The organism is Streptomyces krungchingensis (assembly GCF_054729265.1).
The window spans coordinates 2,122,099-2,137,264 of record NZ_JBPUKY010000001.1 but is presented as its reverse complement, the minus strand read 5'-3'; the positions used below and the strand labels follow the sequence as shown (position 1 = coordinate 2,137,264).

The 15,166-nt window shown below is 72.7% G+C and carries 15 protein-coding genes; 9 read left to right on the top strand and 6 right to left on the bottom strand.

Annotation, left to right across the window (positions count from 1 at the left end; genetic code table 11):
* Positions 1–12: 12 nt before the first annotated feature.
* Positions 13–1,095, bottom strand: a complete 1,083-nt coding sequence (locus tag ACSYGO_RS09520) for an NADH-quinone oxidoreductase subunit B family protein (protein WP_426678680.1) — start codon at positions 1,093–1,095, stop codon at positions 13–15.
* Positions 1,096–1,252: 157 nt separating this feature from the next.
* Positions 1,253–1,918 (bottom strand): SDR family NAD(P)-dependent oxidoreductase, encoded by a 666-nt coding sequence (locus ACSYGO_RS09515; protein ID WP_460386483.1) that lies wholly within the window; start codon positions 1,916–1,918, stop codon positions 1,253–1,255.
* A 220-nt stretch (positions 1,919–2,138) separates the two neighbouring features.
* Here ACSYGO_RS09515 and ACSYGO_RS09510 point away from each other — a divergent pair, with 220 nt between their 5' ends.
* The 8 genes from ACSYGO_RS09510 to ACSYGO_RS09475 all read left to right on the top strand — a co-directional run bounded on the left by ACSYGO_RS09510 (position 2,139) and on the right by ACSYGO_RS09475 (position 11,124).
* Positions 2,139–4,808, top strand: coding sequence for a LuxR C-terminal-related transcriptional regulator (locus ACSYGO_RS09510; protein ID WP_460386482.1), 2,670 nt, complete (start codon positions 2,139–2,141; stop codon positions 4,806–4,808).
* Positions 4,809–5,280: 472 nt separating this feature from the next.
* A complete protein-coding gene (locus ACSYGO_RS09505; protein WP_432172322.1) occupies positions 5,281–6,927 on the top strand; it encodes an MFS transporter in 1,647 nt (548 codons plus the stop codon).
* Between the two features lie 19 nt (positions 6,928–6,946).
* Positions 6,947–7,471 (top strand): hypothetical protein, encoded by a 525-nt coding sequence (locus ACSYGO_RS09500; RefSeq protein ID WP_426678676.1) that lies wholly within the window; start codon positions 6,947–6,949, stop codon positions 7,469–7,471.
* 129 nt (positions 7,472–7,600) lie between these two features.
* Entirely contained in the window at positions 7,601–7,804 is a 204-nt protein-coding gene (locus tag ACSYGO_RS09495) for a hypothetical protein (protein ID WP_028800342.1), read from the top strand.
* Positions 7,805–7,967: 163 nt separating this feature from the next.
* Positions 7,968–8,639: an HdeD family acid-resistance protein gene (locus ACSYGO_RS09490; RefSeq protein WP_432186790.1), complete on the top strand. Its 672-nt coding sequence runs from the start codon at positions 7,968–7,970 to the stop codon at positions 8,637–8,639.
* 142 nt (positions 8,640–8,781) lie between these two features.
* Positions 8,782–9,264 carry an SHOCT domain-containing protein gene (locus ACSYGO_RS09485; protein ID WP_460386481.1) on the top strand — a complete coding sequence of 161 codons (483 nt, stop codon included), beginning with the start codon at positions 8,782–8,784 and terminating at the stop codon, positions 9,262–9,264.
* Between the two features lie 32 nt (positions 9,265–9,296).
* Positions 9,297–9,719, top strand: a complete 423-nt coding sequence (locus ACSYGO_RS09480) for a DUF7144 family membrane protein (RefSeq protein ID WP_426678673.1) — start codon at positions 9,297–9,299, stop codon at positions 9,717–9,719.
* A gap of 49 nt (positions 9,720–9,768) precedes the next feature.
* The gene (locus ACSYGO_RS09475; protein WP_426678672.1) at positions 9,769–11,124 is read left to right on the top strand and encodes a diacylglycerol/lipid kinase family protein; all 1,356 of its coding nucleotides are present in this window, start codon (positions 9,769–9,771) and stop codon (positions 11,122–11,124) included.
* Positions 11,125–11,263: 139 nt separating this feature from the next.
* Here ACSYGO_RS09475 and ACSYGO_RS09470 read toward each other — a convergent pair whose 3' ends face one another.
* From ACSYGO_RS09470 to ACSYGO_RS09460, 3 genes are read right to left on the bottom strand one after another with little or no spacing between them, the layout of a single operon-like run.
* On the bottom strand, positions 11,264–12,070 hold the full coding sequence (locus tag ACSYGO_RS09470; protein WP_460386479.1) for a thioesterase family protein: 807 nt from the start codon (positions 12,068–12,070) through the stop codon (positions 11,264–11,266).
* Between the two features lie 22 nt (positions 12,071–12,092).
* A complete protein-coding gene (locus ACSYGO_RS09465) occupies positions 12,093–12,419 on the bottom strand; it encodes a branched-chain amino acid transporter permease (protein ID WP_432172326.1) in 327 nt (108 codons plus the stop codon).
* Complete coding sequence (locus tag ACSYGO_RS09460) at positions 12,412–13,167, bottom strand: AzlC family ABC transporter permease (protein WP_460386478.1); 756 nt, start codon at positions 13,165–13,167, stop codon at positions 12,412–12,414. Before ACSYGO_RS09460 ends, ACSYGO_RS09465 begins: the two co-directional genes overlap by 8 nt.
* Before the next feature lie 79 nt (positions 13,168–13,246).
* On the opposite strand from ACSYGO_RS09460, the gene ACSYGO_RS09455 reads away from it, so the two are divergent.
* Positions 13,247–13,687 (top strand): Lrp/AsnC family transcriptional regulator, encoded by a 441-nt coding sequence (locus tag ACSYGO_RS09455; protein WP_426678668.1) that lies wholly within the window; start codon positions 13,247–13,249, stop codon positions 13,685–13,687.
* Between the two features lie 88 nt (positions 13,688–13,775).
* Here the strand turns inward: ACSYGO_RS09455 and ACSYGO_RS09450 are convergent, their stop codons facing one another.
* Positions 13,776–15,152, bottom strand: a complete 1,377-nt coding sequence (locus tag ACSYGO_RS09450) for a carboxypeptidase regulatory-like domain-containing protein (RefSeq protein WP_426678667.1) — start codon at positions 15,150–15,152, stop codon at positions 13,776–13,778.
* Positions 15,153–15,166 lie beyond the last annotated feature (14 nt).

The following is a 15,166-nucleotide window of genomic DNA, read 5'->3' as shown; positions in this document are numbered from 1 at the left end:
GGGGAACCGGTGTCACCACGGGGCCTTGTAGCCGGTCGTGAGCTTCTCGCCCTTGCCGCGCCACTTCGGTTCCTTCTCGACGGTCTTCTCGGTGATGTGCCTGAGCCGTCGGACGACCGAGCCGTAGATGCCGCTCGCCGTCGCCGACACATGGCCGCCCGGCGGCTCGTCCATGAAGGGCATGAACTTGTCCGGGAAGCCGGGCATGGTGCACGCGATGCAGATGCCGCCCACGTTCGGGCAGCCGCCCACGCCGTTGATCCAGCCGCGCTTGGGCACGTTGCACTTCACCACCGGGCCCCAGCAGCCGAGTTTGACCAGACACTCGGGAGAGCCGTACTCGGTGGCGAACTGGCCCTGCTCGTAGTACCCGGCCCGGTCGCAGCCCTCGTGGACCGTGGCGCCGAACAGCCAGGACGGCCGCAGCTCCTCGTCCAGGGGGATCATGGGGGCCGCGCCCGCCGCCTGGTAGAGCAGGTAGAGCAGGGTCTCGGAGGCGTTGTCGGGGTGCACGGGGCAGCCCGGGACGCACACGATCGGGATGCCCGCCTCGGACTTCCACTCCCAGCCCAGGTAGTCCGGGACGCCCATCGCCCCGGTGGGGTTGCCCGCCATCGCGTGGATGCCGCCGTACGTCGCACAGGTGCCGAGCGCCACGACGGCCAGCGCCTTGGGCGTCAGCCGGTCCAGCCACTCGCTGGTGGTGATCGGCTGGCCCGTCTCCGGGTCGTCGCCGAAGCCGCACCAGTACCCCTCGGGCTTGACCCGCTCGTTGGGGATCGAGCCCTCGACGACGAGGACGAAGGGTTCCAGCTCGCCGCGGTCGGCCTTGAAGAACCAGTCGACGAAGTTGTCGGCACCCTGCACGGGCCCGCACTCGAAGTCGATCAGGGGCCAGTGGACCGCGATCTTGGGCAGTCCGGGCAGGGCGCCCAGCGCCAGTTCCTCGATGCTGGGCTGGCTCGCGGCGGTCAGCGAGACGGAGTCCCCGTCGCAGCTCAGCCCCGCGTTGATCCAGAGGATGTGCACGGTCGGCTCTTCCTGTACGTCGTCCCGCGGGGCGGCGTCTGCCGTGGTGGCGGTCGGGGCGTCCATGAGCCCTCCTAGAGATCAACGCATTTCAGGCATCACTGGCCAAACTGCCTCTCTCATGGTGACGGCGTGGTTGCCTCGCCGGTAAGTGCGCGGCGGCCCTATCGGCCCGGCGCACCAACCCGGTGCGGGCTCCCGCAGCGGGGGCCCGCACCGAGCATCACGAATCAAGGTCGTCGGCGAAGTGCCGGAAACCGTGCCGCTCATGATGGAGGCGCCACAGGGTCTCGGCGAGCACGGTCGGGTCCTTGCGGTGGTGCCCCGGCACGATCGCGCCCGGGATGATCAGCTGCGCCACGTGGATGCCCTCGGGCGCCAGCGTGTCGTGCAGCAGGCGCGCGTACGCGCCCTCGGCGGCGAACGCGATCGACGTGCCCGCGCGCTCGGCGTGCGGGACCACGGCGGAACCGCCGTTGACGAACAGGACGGTCCCGCTCCCGAGCGCGCGCATGCCGGGAAGCACGTGCCGGACGGCGGTGACCGGTCCGTACAGCGAGAACTCGATCGGCCCGACGAGGTCCTCGGGTCCGGTGTCCAGCACCGGCCGCATGAAGTCGCGGTGCGGAACCGGGCTGTACTGGAGGATCTCGATCGGTCCCAGCATCGCGGTCGCCGCGTCCAGGGCGGCCGCCAGGGCCTTCGGATCGCGCACGTCGGCGGCGAAGCCGCGCGCCCGCACACCGTCGGCCGCGAGCCGGTCGGCCAGCGCGTCCAGGCGGCCCTGGTCGCGTGCGACGAGGGCGACGTCGTACCCCTCACGGCCGAACCGCCGCGCGACGGCCGCGCCGAGACCGGGGCCGGCTCCGATGATGGCGATGGTGGTCATGGTTCCCAGCGTTCCCCACGACGCGGACGAGGACCAGCGCGCGCGTCTCGGCGCCCGGTCACGGACGCGCCGGCACCCCGCCGCGGGCCGCGTCGGCGTCCGGCGCCGGCCGCTGCCGTGTGTGCCCGGCCGACTGCGCGGCGCGCGGGTGCGGCGGAAAGCTGGGATCCTGAGGGGGGTATCGCTGCCCATGCCCTGACGGACGGTGGTGGTGAGCGCCATGGCTGCGATCGACGACGAGGGGGCGGGGTCCGGCATTCCGTGTGTCGATCCCCTGGGTGACCCGTTCCTTCGGACACGGTTCGCCCTCCCGGCGAGACCCGACACGTTCCTGCGGCGGGAGCGCCTCGTCAGCCATCTCGACCAGGCCCTGCTGACGCCCCTGACGATGGTCAACGGAGCCGCGGGCTCGGGCAAGACCCTGCTGGTGGCCGACTGGGCCGCAGGCCTCGGCCAGCCCGTCGCCTGGCTCACCAACGACTCGGCGGACCAGCGGCGCGGCGTGTTCTGGGCCTACCTGCTCCAGGCCCTCCGGGTCTCGGGCGTACCGGTGCCCGCGGAGATCGGCTTCCCCGCCGACGCGAGCCGCGTGGACCACACCCTGCTGGCCCGCCTCGCCGCGGGTCTCAGCGGCCGCGACCGGCCCGCGATCGTCGTGCTCGACGAGTACGACCGCGTCACCGACCCGGAGATCGCGGAGCAGCTGGAATTCGTCCTGCACCACGCCGGGCCCGGCATGCGCCTGCTCATCGTCACCCGCACCGAACCGCTGCTGCCGCTGCACCGCTACCGGGCGGCCGGCGACCTGACCGAGATCCGTGACGCGGAACTCGCCTTCACCGCCGAAGAGGCGTCCGAACTCCTGGAGATGCACGGCCTGAGCCTGCCCGTGGACGCCGCGGCCTCCCTCGTGGACCGCACCCGGGGCTGGGCCGCCGGGCTGCGCCTGTGCGCCCTGGCCGCCCAGGAGAGCCCCGATCCGGTCGTCTACCTGAAGGAGTTCGAGGCCGGGCGCAGTACGGTCGCCGACTACCTGTTGGCCGAGGTGCTCAAGCGGCAGACGGAGGAGACCCAGGACCTCCTGCTGCGCGTCAGTGTCCTCAAACGCTTCTGCCCCGACCTGGCGAACGCGCTGACCGGGCGGACCGACGCCGAACCCATCCTGGCCGAACTGCACCGCGAGAACGCCTTCGTCGAGGACCTCGGGCACTCCTGGTACCGGCTGCACCCCCTGTTCGGGGAGATCCTCCGCGCCCATCTGCGGGTGCGCTCGCCCGGACTCGAACCCGAACTGCACCGGAGCGCCGCCCAGTGGCTGCGCCACTCCGGGTCCCTCCAGGAGACCCTCGCGCACGGCGCCGCCGCGGGCGACTGGGAGTTCACCGCACGGGCCCTCGTCGACGATCTGGCGATCGGGCAGCTGTTCACCGGCCTGAGCTCCGACGGCCTGGACGAACTGTTCTCACGGATGGGACCGGAGGCCACCAGCGCCGCCACCGACCTCGTACGGGCGGCCCGTGACCTGTCCCGGTTCGACCTCGACCGCGGTCTGGTCCACCTGCACCACGCCGAGGAGGCCCTCGCCGCCGACATGCCCGATCTGGCGGCGGCCCAGCTGAGCCGAGCCCTGCTGGAAGCCCTCGTCGCCCGGCTGACCGGCTCGCCGGTACGTGCGGAGAAGGCGGCGGAGACCGCGGAGGAGTGGCGGCACGAAGTCCCCGCCCACCTCGTGGAGAAGCACCCGGAACTCGCCGCCCTGCTCCTCACTCACCTGGGCGCCACACGGCTGTGGGCCGGTCGCTTCGAGGACGCGCGCGCCGCCCTGACCACGGTGGCCGGGAGCACCGGCGGGGCGTCCACGGCCCTCCCCAGGGAGGAGTCCCTGTGCCACCTGGCGCTCATCGACTACCTGGACGGCTGGATCGGCAGGGCGGAACGCAAGGCACTGGAGGCCGCGACGGACACCGAGCGGTTCGGACTGTCCCGGCCGACCGCGTCCGGCATGGGCCGGCTGGTCCTGGCCGCCGTGGCCGTCGACCGCAACGAACTCGCGCAGGCCCAGGCGCTTCTCGACGAGGCGGCAGACTCCCGTCCCCCGCGGGAGGACCCCGTGCTGGCGGCGGGCCGGGCCTTGGTCACGGCGCGCCTGCTGCTGGCCCGCGGCAATCCGCGGGCCGCCCTGGAAGCGTCGGGACCGGCGGTCGCCGCCGACGTGCTGTCCCCGTGGGCCGAGGGCCACGCCGCGCTCGTCGCCTCCGCCGCGCACCTGGCCGAGGGCAGACCCGAGACCGCGGCACAGGTGCTGCGGCACGCGCCCGACGACCAGCCCGCGTGCGCCGTCGAGGCGGCGCGCGTCCAGCTCGCCGTGGGTGACCCGGGCGCGGCGCTCGACATGCTCGACGGCCTGCACACGGAGGGCCGCACGGGTCCTGCGGTGACCGTCCGCGCCACACTGGTGCGCGCGCAGGCCGCCCAGGCGGCCGGGGACGTCGACACCGCCCGCAGACTGGTGGCCCAGGCGCTGTTCAAGGCCCGCCGCGAACGGCTGCGGCGCCCCTTCCTCGAAGCCGGGCCCTGGGTACGGCGCCTGATGGAGTCCGCGCCGCTCCAGGAACTGTCGGCGGGCTGGCTCACGGCCGCCGCGTCGCGCCCCGGTGAGCCGCCGCGACCCGAACCCGCGCCCTCCTCCGTGGTCGTGGAGGAACTGAGCGCCCGTGAGCTCGATGTCCTCCGGCGGCTGGCACAGATGATGTCGACGGAGGAGATCGCCGCCGACCTGTTCGTGTCCGTCAACACGGTGAAGACCCATCTCAAGAGCGTCTACCGCAAGCTGGCGGTCAACCGGCGCGGCGAGGCCGTGCGCCGGGCCCGCGAACTGCGTCTGCTGTGAACGCGTGGTCCGCCGCCGCGGACCTGCCGCCGGGGGCCGGAGGTGGTCTCGCGGAGATGCTCGTCGGTGGGTGTCGGCTGCCGGGTCGGTCCCTCGCCGTGGTGCTGCCGGTGAGGGAGGACGGTCGGGTGTGTGCTCTCGCGGTGGGCGGGTGCCGTCGGCCGCGGACCCGGTCTCGCCGTGTGGCCGCCTTTGGGCGGGAGGACGGTCGTGTCGGTCCCGCGGCGGTGGCGTCGGTCGGGCTGGACGGTCGGCCCCCCTCGCGGTGGTGCGTGGGGGAGGGCGGCGGTGCGGCCCGCCCATGCGGTCCCGCCGCAGGTGGGCGACGACGAGCCGGGCGCCGCACCGTCGCCCGCGGCGGGTGAGGCGGAGGGCGCGTTCATCCGGTGGGATGGGAGCACGGCACGGTACGCACCGGCCGCCGCCCGGCCCGCTCTGCGGGGCCCCGGGCCGAGTCGGTGAGGTGGACACAGTGAGACGCTGGCGGGCGCTGATCGTGCTGGGGACGGCCCAGTTCCTCATGGTCCTGGACACCTCCGTCATGAATGTGTCCATCAGCCGGCTGGTCGAGGACTTCGACACCGAGGTCACCGCCATCCAGGCGGTGATCACCCTCTACGCGCTGGTGATGGCCGCTTTCATGATCATCGGTGGCAGGTTCGGGGACATCCTGGGCCGTCGCCGAGTCTTCGTCATCGGCATGGTCGTCTACGGGACGGGTTCGGCCCTGACCGCCCTGGCGCCCACCCTGTGGGTCCTCGCGCTCGGCTGGTCGATCATCGAGGGCCTCGGCGCGGCCCTGGTGCTGCCCGCCATGGCGGCCCTCGTCGCGGCCTCCTACCGCGGAGCCGACCGCGCCGTCGCCTACGGCGTGATCGGAGGGCTCGCCGGGGCGGGGATCGCGGTCGGCCCGCTCCTCGGCGGCTGGGTGACGACGTACCTCACCTGGCGCCTCGTCTTCGCCGGTGAGGTCGTGGTCGTCGCGGCCGTGCTGTGCACCTACCGGGTCATCGCGGAGCCCGAGCCGAGCGGCCACCGGCCCCGGCTGGACGGCGTCGGCGCCGCACTGTCGGCGGCCGGACTGGCGCTCGTGGTCCTGGGGGTGCTGCAGAGCAGCTCCTGGGGCTGGGTGCAGCCGCGCAACCCGCCCTTCACCGTCCTCGGATTCGCCCCGACGCTGTTCGTCGTCGGAGCAGGGGTGGCCGTCCTCGCGGTCTTCGTCCGCTGGGAGCGGCGCAGGGACGCCCTCGGGGCCGACCCGCTCATGCACCTCGCGCTCCTGCGCCGCCCCGTGCTGCGCGCCGGTCTGCTCACGCTGCTGAGCCAGAACCTGATCCTTCTGGGACTGTTCTTCACCATCCCGCTCTACCTGCAGGTGGTGCAGGGGTTCGACGCCTTCGAGACCGGACTGCGTCTGCTCCCGGTGTCCGTCACCATGCTCGTGGCCTCCCTGTGCGGCTCGCCGCTGGCACGGGTGGCGGGACCGCGTCTGGTGGTGCGGCTGGCGCTCGCGACGCTGGCGGTGGCCATCGTCTGGCTGCTGGCCACCATCGACCCTGCCATCGACGACGCCCGGTTCGCCTGGGCCATGGCCGTGCTGGGCGTGGGGATGGGCCTGCTGGCGTCGCAGCTGGGCAACGTCGTCCAGTCCAGCGCCGGGGAGGAGGAACGCAGCGAGGTCGGCGGACTCCAGTTCACCGCCCAGAACCTCGGGTCGGCGCTCGGCACCGCTCTCATCGGCTCGATCCTCATCGGCGCCCTGGCACACGCCTTCACCACCCAGGTGCAGGAGAATCCGCGGCTGTCCGACGAGGCCCGGCGGCAGACCGGCGTCGCTCTCGAAGCCGGGGTCAACTTCGTCTCCACCGCCCAGGTGCACGCGGCGGCCGAGGACGCCGGGCTGCCGCCCGGCCAGGTCGACGCGGTCACGGACTCGTACGCGTCGGCGCAGCTGGACGGCCTGCGGGCGGCGATCCTCGCCACCGGAGGCATCACGCTGGCCAGCTTCCTCGTCACCCCGCACCTGCCCGCCGGCCGGGCCGGCAGCACGCACGACCCGGGTGCTCCCCGACGTCCGGGGCGGCCCGACGACGGCGCTGCGCCCGGCGCCCCGAGCTGATGCCCACGGGAGACCTTGCATGCCATGGACCCGCCACTCCTCCGCAGCCCGCCGCGCCCGCAGGGCCGAGCGCAGGGCCCACGCCAACTACACGGGTGCCGTCTACGGATCCATGCTCGCCGCGTCCGTGGTCATCGGAGCCGGCACCCTCGGAGACTTCCCCATCGTCGAGCTGGTGGTGCTGCTCCTGCTCACCGGTCTCGTGTTCTGGATCGCCCACGTGCATGCCCAGCTGTTCGGGGCGCGGATGGCACAGCGCCGCCTCGACGGCCGCGTCGTCCTGGAGGTGTGCCGCGAGGAGTGGCCGATCGTCCAGGCCGCCGTGCCACCGGCCGTCGCCGTCGCCGTCAGCCCGCTGCTGGGGCTGGGCGTCCAGGGCGCCATCTGGCTCTCCGTGGCCGTCGCGGTCGCCGGCCAGGTCGGCTGGTCGGCGACCGCGGCACGGCGTGCCGGTGCCTCGTGGAACCTCGTCGCCGTCAGCGCCTCGGTCAATCTGGTGCTCGGCCTCGTGATCATCTCGCTCAAGCTGTTCCTCACCCACTGACCTGCGGCGCACGCAAGAGCCGGTCCTCGTATCACCTGCACCGGGTGAGGCCGGACCGGGCGCCGGGAAGGAGGATCGATGGAAGGGCGCCGTCCGCCTGCCCCCAGGCCGCATGCGGGAGAGCAGCTCATGCGCTACGAGATCCGCGTCGAAGGACACATGTCGGAGACGCTGACCAAAGCCTTCCCCGAGCTGGACCATGTGGTGATGTCCGGTCAGACCGTGCTGTTCGGCCCCGTCGTCGACGAGGCGCATCTGTACGCGCTCCTGGCCCGCTGTCAGTCGCTGGGCCTGCGCGTCGTGGAGATGCGCCCGCTGCCCGAGACGGACTGACCCGGCGAGGCAGCGCCCCGCCCCCTCGCCGGTGCCGCCCGCAGTTCACCCGCCGAGGGTGATCCGGAAGCCGGTGGCCCGCGGGACGCTGGCTCGGCGAGGTCTCCGCACACCGCCGCGTCGGCGGTCCGGAACGACCCGTTCGATCGCGCGAGGAGGAGCCATGACCGTTTCGCGTGGCCCGGCACCGCAGACCGGACCGGAACACATGCCCGACGAGGCGGCGTCCGACTCGACCGCGGACGCGGCGGAACTGCTTGCGGGACTGGGCAGTTCGTGGACCTGGATCCTGGGCTCGGCGATCACCACGCTGGTGCCGGGCGTCCTGATCCTCGTCTGGCCCGAGGAGACCCTGCACATCCTGGCGGTGCTCCTCGGCCTCTACCTGCTCGTCACCGGAGGGTTCCGCTTCGTGTCGGCCTTCTCCCGGCACGAACACGGCGAACGGCTCCCGGGACTGCTCCTGTCGGTGCTGTTCGTCCTCGCCGGAGTGCTCTGCCTGCGGAACCCGATGCAGACCATCGCCGCGCTCTCGCTGATCGTCGGGATCGTCTGGCTGGTGTCCGGCATGCTGACCGCGTACACGGCCATCGCCACCAAGGACCTGCCGCACCGCGGGTTCGTCATCGGTGCCGCGGTCCTCGGCATCGTCGCCGGCATCGTCGTACTGGCCCTGCCGACCGAGTCGGCCCGCGCCCTGACCCGGCTGCTCGGACTGTGGATGGTGCTGCTCGGCGTGGCCGAGCTGATCCTCGCCTTCGCCTGGCGGGCGGCGCTGCGCAAGACGCTCACCGACTACCCGACCGGTCCCACCGGTCCGACCGCGACGGTCTGAGACCCCGGACCGACGCACCCCCGTCACCCGTAGTGGAACACAAGATCACCCGCCCGGGGTGAGGCCGCCCGGTCCTGCCCCCGGCACGCTGAGAACGGCACAGAACGCCTGCCGGGCGAACGCCCGGGACGGAGGAGAGACCATGACCGCGCAGACGTATCTCGCGTACGACTATCCGCTGCTGAGCGCCTTCTGGACCATGCTCTGGTTCTTCCTGTGGATCATGTGGTTCATCCTGCTCTTCAGGATCATCGGCGACATCTTCCGCGACGACGCCCTGGGCGGCTGGGGCAAGGCCGGCTGGCTGCTGTGCGTCATCATCGTGCCGTTCCTGGGCGTCCTGGTCTATCTGATCGCCCGCGGCAAGAGCATGGGCCATCGGGAGCTGGAGTCGGCGAAGGCCCAGCAGAGCGCCTTCGACACCTACATCCGTGAGACCGCCGGCGGCGCCAGCAGCGCCGACGAACTCGCCAAGCTGTCCGAGATCCGTGCCCGCGGCGACATCACGGACGAGGAGTTCCGCCGCGCCAAGGAACTGGTCCTCAGCGGCCACGGCGCATCAGCCGGTACGGGCTCCGCAACCCCCACCTCCTCCACTTCCTCCACCTCCGCCTCCGGCCGCTGAGCGGGCCGGACGAGACGAAACGAGGCAGCAGGATGACCGCCACACACACCGCACACGTACACACGGCCAAGCATCACTGGGCCACGGGGCTCGTGGTCTTCGGAGCCGTCCTGCTGGCGATCGCCGGGATCCTCGACATCCTCCGGGGCATCAGCGCGATCGCCGAGGACGACGTCTACCTCACCACGCGCAACTACGTGTTCCAGTTCGACCTGACCGGATGGGGCTGGATCCATGTCATCCTCGGTGCGATCGCCGTGATCGTCAGCATCGGGCTCTTCCAGGACGCGATGTGGGGACGCGTCCTGGGCGTGGCGGTCGCCGGGCTGATCATCATCTCCAACTTCCTGTCCCTGCCGTACTTCCCGGTGTGGTCGATCGTGATGATCGCCTTCTCGGGGTTCATCATCTGGGCCCTGTGCGTGGCACGCCCCGACGAGAGCGCGAAGGTCTGAGGGACCGGAGTGCCGTCGGCGCGCCGCGGTGAGCGGAGCGGACGGACAGGTGCGACGACACGGAAAGAACGCGAGCGCGCCGGACGCGTGCTCCACCACGGCCGTCCGCAGAGGGCGTGCCGGGTGGGCGCGTCTGGCGCTGCTCGCCCTGACGGCCGGCGTGCTGATCCCGCTTGTCGCGGCGGGCCTGCGGAGCGTGTTCTGGGTGCTGATCGGCGTGGCCGGGCTGGCACTCGCCGCCGTCGGTGTGTGGTGGGCCCTCGCCCACACCGGCGTGGTGCGCGCCCTCGGGATCGCCCTGTCCGTCCTCGCGCCGCTGACCGTCCTGGTGCTCTACGCCGTCTTCGGACTGCTCGCCCCGGCCTTCGTCGGCCTGGCCCTGTGGGTGCTGGCCGTCACGGCGGCCCGAATGGCCCTGGCGCCACTGCACGTCGCCCCCGTGCGCGAACGGACCCGTGTCGAGCCGCCACGGCGCCCCTGGATCCTCATGAACCCCCGCTCCGGCGGCGGCAAGGTGGACCGGTTCCGGCTGGTGGAGAAGGCGCGGGCGGCGGGCGCCCACGTCGTCCTGCTCGGGTCCGGACACGAGGACGTGAGCGAACTGGCCCGGCAGGCCGTGTCCGACGGAGCCGACCTCCTCGCCGTCGCGGGCGGCGACGGCACCCAGGCCCTGGTGGCCGAGGTGGCGGCGCGCCACGGCCTGCCCTTCCTGGTGATCCCGGCCGGCACCCGCAACCACTTCGCGCTCGACCTCGGCCTCGACCGCGACGATCCCGCGGCCGCCCTGGACGCCCTGACCGACGGCGTCGAGGTCCGCGTCGACCTGGGGTTCGCCGCCGACCGCGTGTTCGTCAACAACGCGTCCTTCGGGACGTACGCGGCCGTCGTCGGCGACCCCGCCTACCGGGACGCGAAGGCGCAGACGATCCTGGAGACGCTGCCCGGTCTCCTCACGGGGGACGACGCGCCCCGGCTGCGGATGCGCGCCGGCGACACCCGGGCCGAGGGACTCCAGGCGCTGCTCGTCAGCAACAACCCCTACCGGCGCGCCGTCGACGCGGCGCGTCCGGGGCGCCGGGAGCGCCTGGACTCCGGACTGCTCGGGGTGCTGGGCGTGTGCGTCGAGAACTCCGCGCAGGCGGCACGGATGGTGAGCGGGGCGCGTTCCCCTGGCTTCCTGCGGCTGACGGCCCGGGAGGTCGTCGTCGAGGCCGACACCGCCACCGTCCCGGCGGGCATCGACGGCGAGCACGTCGTACTGCCCGCACCCGTGCTGTGCCGGATCGCTCCGGGGGCACTGCGCGTCCGGGTGCCGCGCCACCGCCCCGGTACACCGGTGAACAGACCGGAGGTCGACTGGCCGCGGGTGGCCCGCATCGCCCTGCGCCCGCTGCTTCCCGGCTGACCGGACCGGCTCTGCCCGCTCACCGGTCCCGGATCCGTCCGGCGGAGGGGACGGAGGTCCACTCCGCGCCCGTGCGTCGGTCATAGGCGGCCAGCGCGCCTCTCCGCACACGCGATCGGCCGGCTGTTCACGGGTGTGATCAGTCGGCGGCGATCGGCCGGACGGTGAGGATCTGCTGGGCGTGACCCACCGGCCCGCGCACGTCGTGCAGGACGGTGCTGGTGACCCCCTGGCCCGTCGGCCCGAACGTGACGGTGGTGTCCAGACCGGTCCAGCCGCCCTCGGGACGGCGGTGGAGGTGGACGGTCAGGTCGACGTTGGGGTACATCCAGGCCGTCGGCGGCTGCCGCACGGCGATGCCGTTGGCCGTGTCGACCAGCGCGAGGTAGGAGGCGAGCGGGCCGCTGGGCTCGCCGGCGACGAGGTCGAGGGGCGTGGAGACCCAGGCGGTCGCCCGGCCCGGCCGGGGCGTGGTGACCGCGCGCACGTCGAGGGAGGCGATGTAACCGCCCGGCCACACGTCGGACAGCTCCCGCCGGGGGAGGCTCTCGGGCGCGGCGAGGCGCTCGTCGGCCCCGCCCGCGACGTCGGCGGTGTCGAGGGCGGCGAGGAGCCAGGCGCGGGCACGGACCACCGGGCGGTCGGCGATCAGCACGACGGCTTCGAGCAGTTCGATGGTGCGGCCGGGCCGGACCGTCTCCACGCGGATCTCGCACTCGTCGAGAGCGAGCCTCCCGAGGATGTCGTAGCTGATCCGTGACAGCAGCATTCCGGAGTCCGCACGCGTGGCCGTGTGACGGTCCAGGGCGTGTGCGACGAGCCCGCCGAGCGGGCTGAAGTGCAGCTCGTCGGGGTCCCAGGCGCCGCCCGCGTGGGCGGTGGGCTTGTAGCGGTGCTCGTCGATGCGCTCGTAGTAGCTGCCGGGGGCCGGGATGCCGGTGGTCAACGGACGTCTCTCCTTGTACGGGTCACAGGGTGTTGAGCAGGACGACGTAGACGGCGGTGCCGATGCCGACGCTCAGGACGGTGCGGCGGCCGAACGCCAGATGGACGCCGGCGGTGACGGCGACCGCGAGCAGCGCGTACCCCGCGCCGTGCGGGTCGGTCGCCATGGTGCCGTGCAGAGCCGTCACCGCGAGGATCGCGAGGATGCCCACGGGCATCCACACCGACAGCTGCCGCACGACCGCCGAGCCGCGCAGCCGGCCGAGCACCGCGAAGGGCAGGGCGCGCAGCGCCAGCGTGATGCTGAAGACGATGGCCAGGACGGCCACGAGATACGAGGTGCTAGGCACCGGCGGCCTCCTGGGCGGGACGACGGGCGGTCACGGCGTGGCGGGCCAGCAGCAGGGCGACGAACAGCAGCAGCGCGGTGAACAGCGCGAGGCCCGGGGTGAGCACGAGGGCGACGGCGACGCTCGCGCCCGCGAGGAGGACCGAGGGGATCTCCCTGCGGGACCGGAACGCGTCCAGGGTGAGCACGGTGAACAGGGCGCACAGGGCGAACTCCAGGCCCTCGACGGGCGCGGCCAGGGCAGCGCCGAGAGCGACGCCGACCAGTCCGCCGCCGACCCAGTAGGTCTCGCAGGCGATCTGCAGGGCGAGGAGCCGCGGCCCCGAGCGCTCCGACTCGGGCAGGGAGGCGTTGACGGCGTAGGCCTCGTCGATCATCGCGTAGACGGCGTACGCCTTCCCCACCGGGTGCCTGACCAGGTGGAGGGGGAAGGAGAAGGCGTAGAAGACATGCCGGAAGTTGACCACGAGCACGGTCAGCGCGATCGCGGCGAGCGGGGTGACGGTGGCCATCATGCCCACCAGCAGCAGCTCCAGGGAGCCCGCGAAGGCGGCCAGGGACAGGGCGGGGGTCAGCCACCAGGGCAGGCCCGCCTGGAGGATCAGCAGTCCGAGGGCTATGCCGAGGGGGAAGATCCCGAGGCCCGCGGAGAAGGAGTCGCGGACGCCCAGGGTGATCTGCTGACGCCGGGAGGCGGGGGCCGGTACGGCTTCCGGTGCTGCCGGGAGGGTCGGAACATCTCGTTGCACGGTTCAATCATCCCGGAAAACGCGCGACACATGGTTGCGAATATTGCTCGCCCGTCCTGGCATGGTGCAATATTTTCGCGTGGATGCGATCGACCGAGCAATCATCGCCGAGCTGGAGCGGGACGGGCGGATCAGCAACGTGGACCTGGCCCAGCGCGTGGGGCTGACCACCGGACCGTGCCTGCGACGCGTGCAGCGCCTCGAGAGCGAGGGGGTGATCCAGGGCTATCGAGCCGTCGTCGCCCCCGCCGCCGTGGGCCGCTCCTTCGAGGTCCTGATCGATCTCGGCCTGGAGTCGCAGGACGCCGAGACCGTCGAACACTTCGAGCGCACGCTGGCGCAGGCCGACGAGGTCGTCGAGCTGCGCAGGCTCTTCGGCAACCCGGACTACTTCGTGCGGGTGGCGGTCGCCGACCTGGCTGCCTACGAGAAGTTCCTCAGCCACCGGGTGATGGCCATCCCCCGCATCAAGAACATCACCTCGCACTTCACGATGAAGACCGTGAAGGCGGCCCCCTGAGGGCTGTGGCGTCCAGGCCGCGGGCCGGCGCCTCGCGCGGGCGGGTCCACGAACGGGAGTCCACACGTCGCCGCCCGTCCGCCCGCGCCTACTCGCCGGCCGTCTGCCGCGGAGCCGTCCCGCGCTCGTGCAACGCGAAGTCGGTGCGCAGGACGGCGCCGGCGCCGAGCAGTTCCCGGTGGACCACCGGCGTGCGGCCCGCCGAGGACGCGACGACGCTGAGACACCCCTCGGGCAGCCCGGCCACGGCGTACTCGCCGCGCGCGTCCGTCGTCGTGGACACCAGCCTCCGTCCGCGGGCGTCCATGACGGTCACCACGGCACGGTGCACGGGCCGCTGCCGGGAGTCCAGGACGGTGCCCACCAGGACGGGCTCCGGATCGCCGAAGTGGTGGGCGTGCACGGGAAGCGCGGTGGGCAGCGGCACCTCCAGCGACGCGTCCTCCAGCGGCGGCTCCTCGACGTCCGCGGGCTCGCCGTGCGCGTCCCGTCGCGCTGCTCGGCGGTGCCGCCCGGCGTCGAGGCCCAGCAGTGCGACGCCCGCCGCGGTCCACGCGCACAGCACCAGCACGGGCTTGAGCACGCCGGCCCCGTCGAAGTAGAGCGCTCCGCGCAGGGCGTCCACCGCGTTGGCGAGGGGCATGACGGCGTGCACGTACTGGAAGAACGTCGGCAGCAGCGGTGCCGGGGCCACACCGCCGCTGGTCGGGATGCTCAGCACGATGAACAGGCCCATGCCGATGGCGGGGAAGTACTGCTTGGCGAACGGCGCCAGTCCGGAGGCGAACGTGGCGACGGCCGTGGTGAGCAGAAACGCGATCGCCATCGTCGAGGGGGCGTGCGGGAGGTACCCGAGTCCCACCCCGACCGCGTAGCCGATCACGCTGAACAGCGCCGCGGTGCCCGCGATCGTCGACAGCTTCTTGCGCCGGTCCAGGGCCACCGCACGCAGCAGGGTCGTCGAGAGGATGTAGCCGGGGATGCTCCAGGCGATGCCGAAGTAGACCAGGGTCGTGCCCATCAGGTCCTTGTGCGTGGTCGGGGCCACGTCCACGACCGTCAGCTTCTCCCCGTGCCCGTGCTGCGCCGCGACCGGGGTGAAGGCTTTGGTCAGCGCCTGTTCGAGGGACATGCCGTTGGCCTTGGCCACGTAGAGGACCGGCCGGTCGCCCTCCGCGTACCCGGCCACGGCCTCCCGGTCCAGCACGGCCTCGCGGGCCTTTCCGGCGTCGGCCACGGCGGTGACGTCGAACCCGCCGGGCTGCTGCCGCCGCAGCACGCCGTCGACCCGGCTCTCCGTGGCCGCGCCCGCCACCACGACCTTCGCGTGGTGCGGCTGGGGCGCGTGCAGCGCCGGGGCGAAGCAGAACAGGAAGCCGAGGAAGAGGGCCGCCGGGAACCAGAGCGCTTCGGCGAGGGCGGTGGCGAGCGGTGCTCTGCGGGAGGGCGTCGTCGAGGCCGTCACCGGCCCGCCTCGGT

What these genes read in the sequence shown, in the direction of transcription:
- ACSYGO_RS09500 (WP_426678676.1), top strand. Translation starts at nt 6,947, where the DNA reads ATGCCATGGACCCGCCACTCCTCCGCAGCCCGCCGCGCCCGCAGGGCC.
- ACSYGO_RS09510 (WP_460386482.1), top strand. Translation starts at nt 2,139, where the DNA reads ATGGCTGCGATCGACGACGAGGGGGCGGGGTCCGGCATTCCGTGTGTC.
- ACSYGO_RS09495 (WP_028800342.1), top strand. Translation starts at nt 7,601, where the DNA reads ATGCGCTACGAGATCCGCGTCGAAGGACACATGTCGGAGACGCTGACC.
- ACSYGO_RS09490 (WP_432186790.1), top strand. Translation starts at nt 7,968, where the DNA reads ATGACCGTTTCGCGTGGCCCGGCACCGCAGACCGGACCGGAACACATG.
- ACSYGO_RS09515 (WP_460386483.1), bottom strand. Translation starts at nt 1,918, where the DNA reads ATGACCACCATCGCCATCATCGGAGCCGGCCCCGGTCTCGGCGCGGCC.
- ACSYGO_RS09485 (WP_460386481.1), top strand. Translation starts at nt 8,782, where the DNA reads ATGACCGCGCAGACGTATCTCGCGTACGACTATCCGCTGCTGAGCGCC.
- ACSYGO_RS09480 (WP_426678673.1), top strand. Translation starts at nt 9,297, where the DNA reads ATGACCGCCACACACACCGCACACGTACACACGGCCAAGCATCACTGG.
- ACSYGO_RS09520 (WP_426678680.1), bottom strand. Translation starts at nt 1,095, where the DNA reads ATGGACGCCCCGACCGCCACCACGGCAGACGCCGCCCCGCGGGACGAC.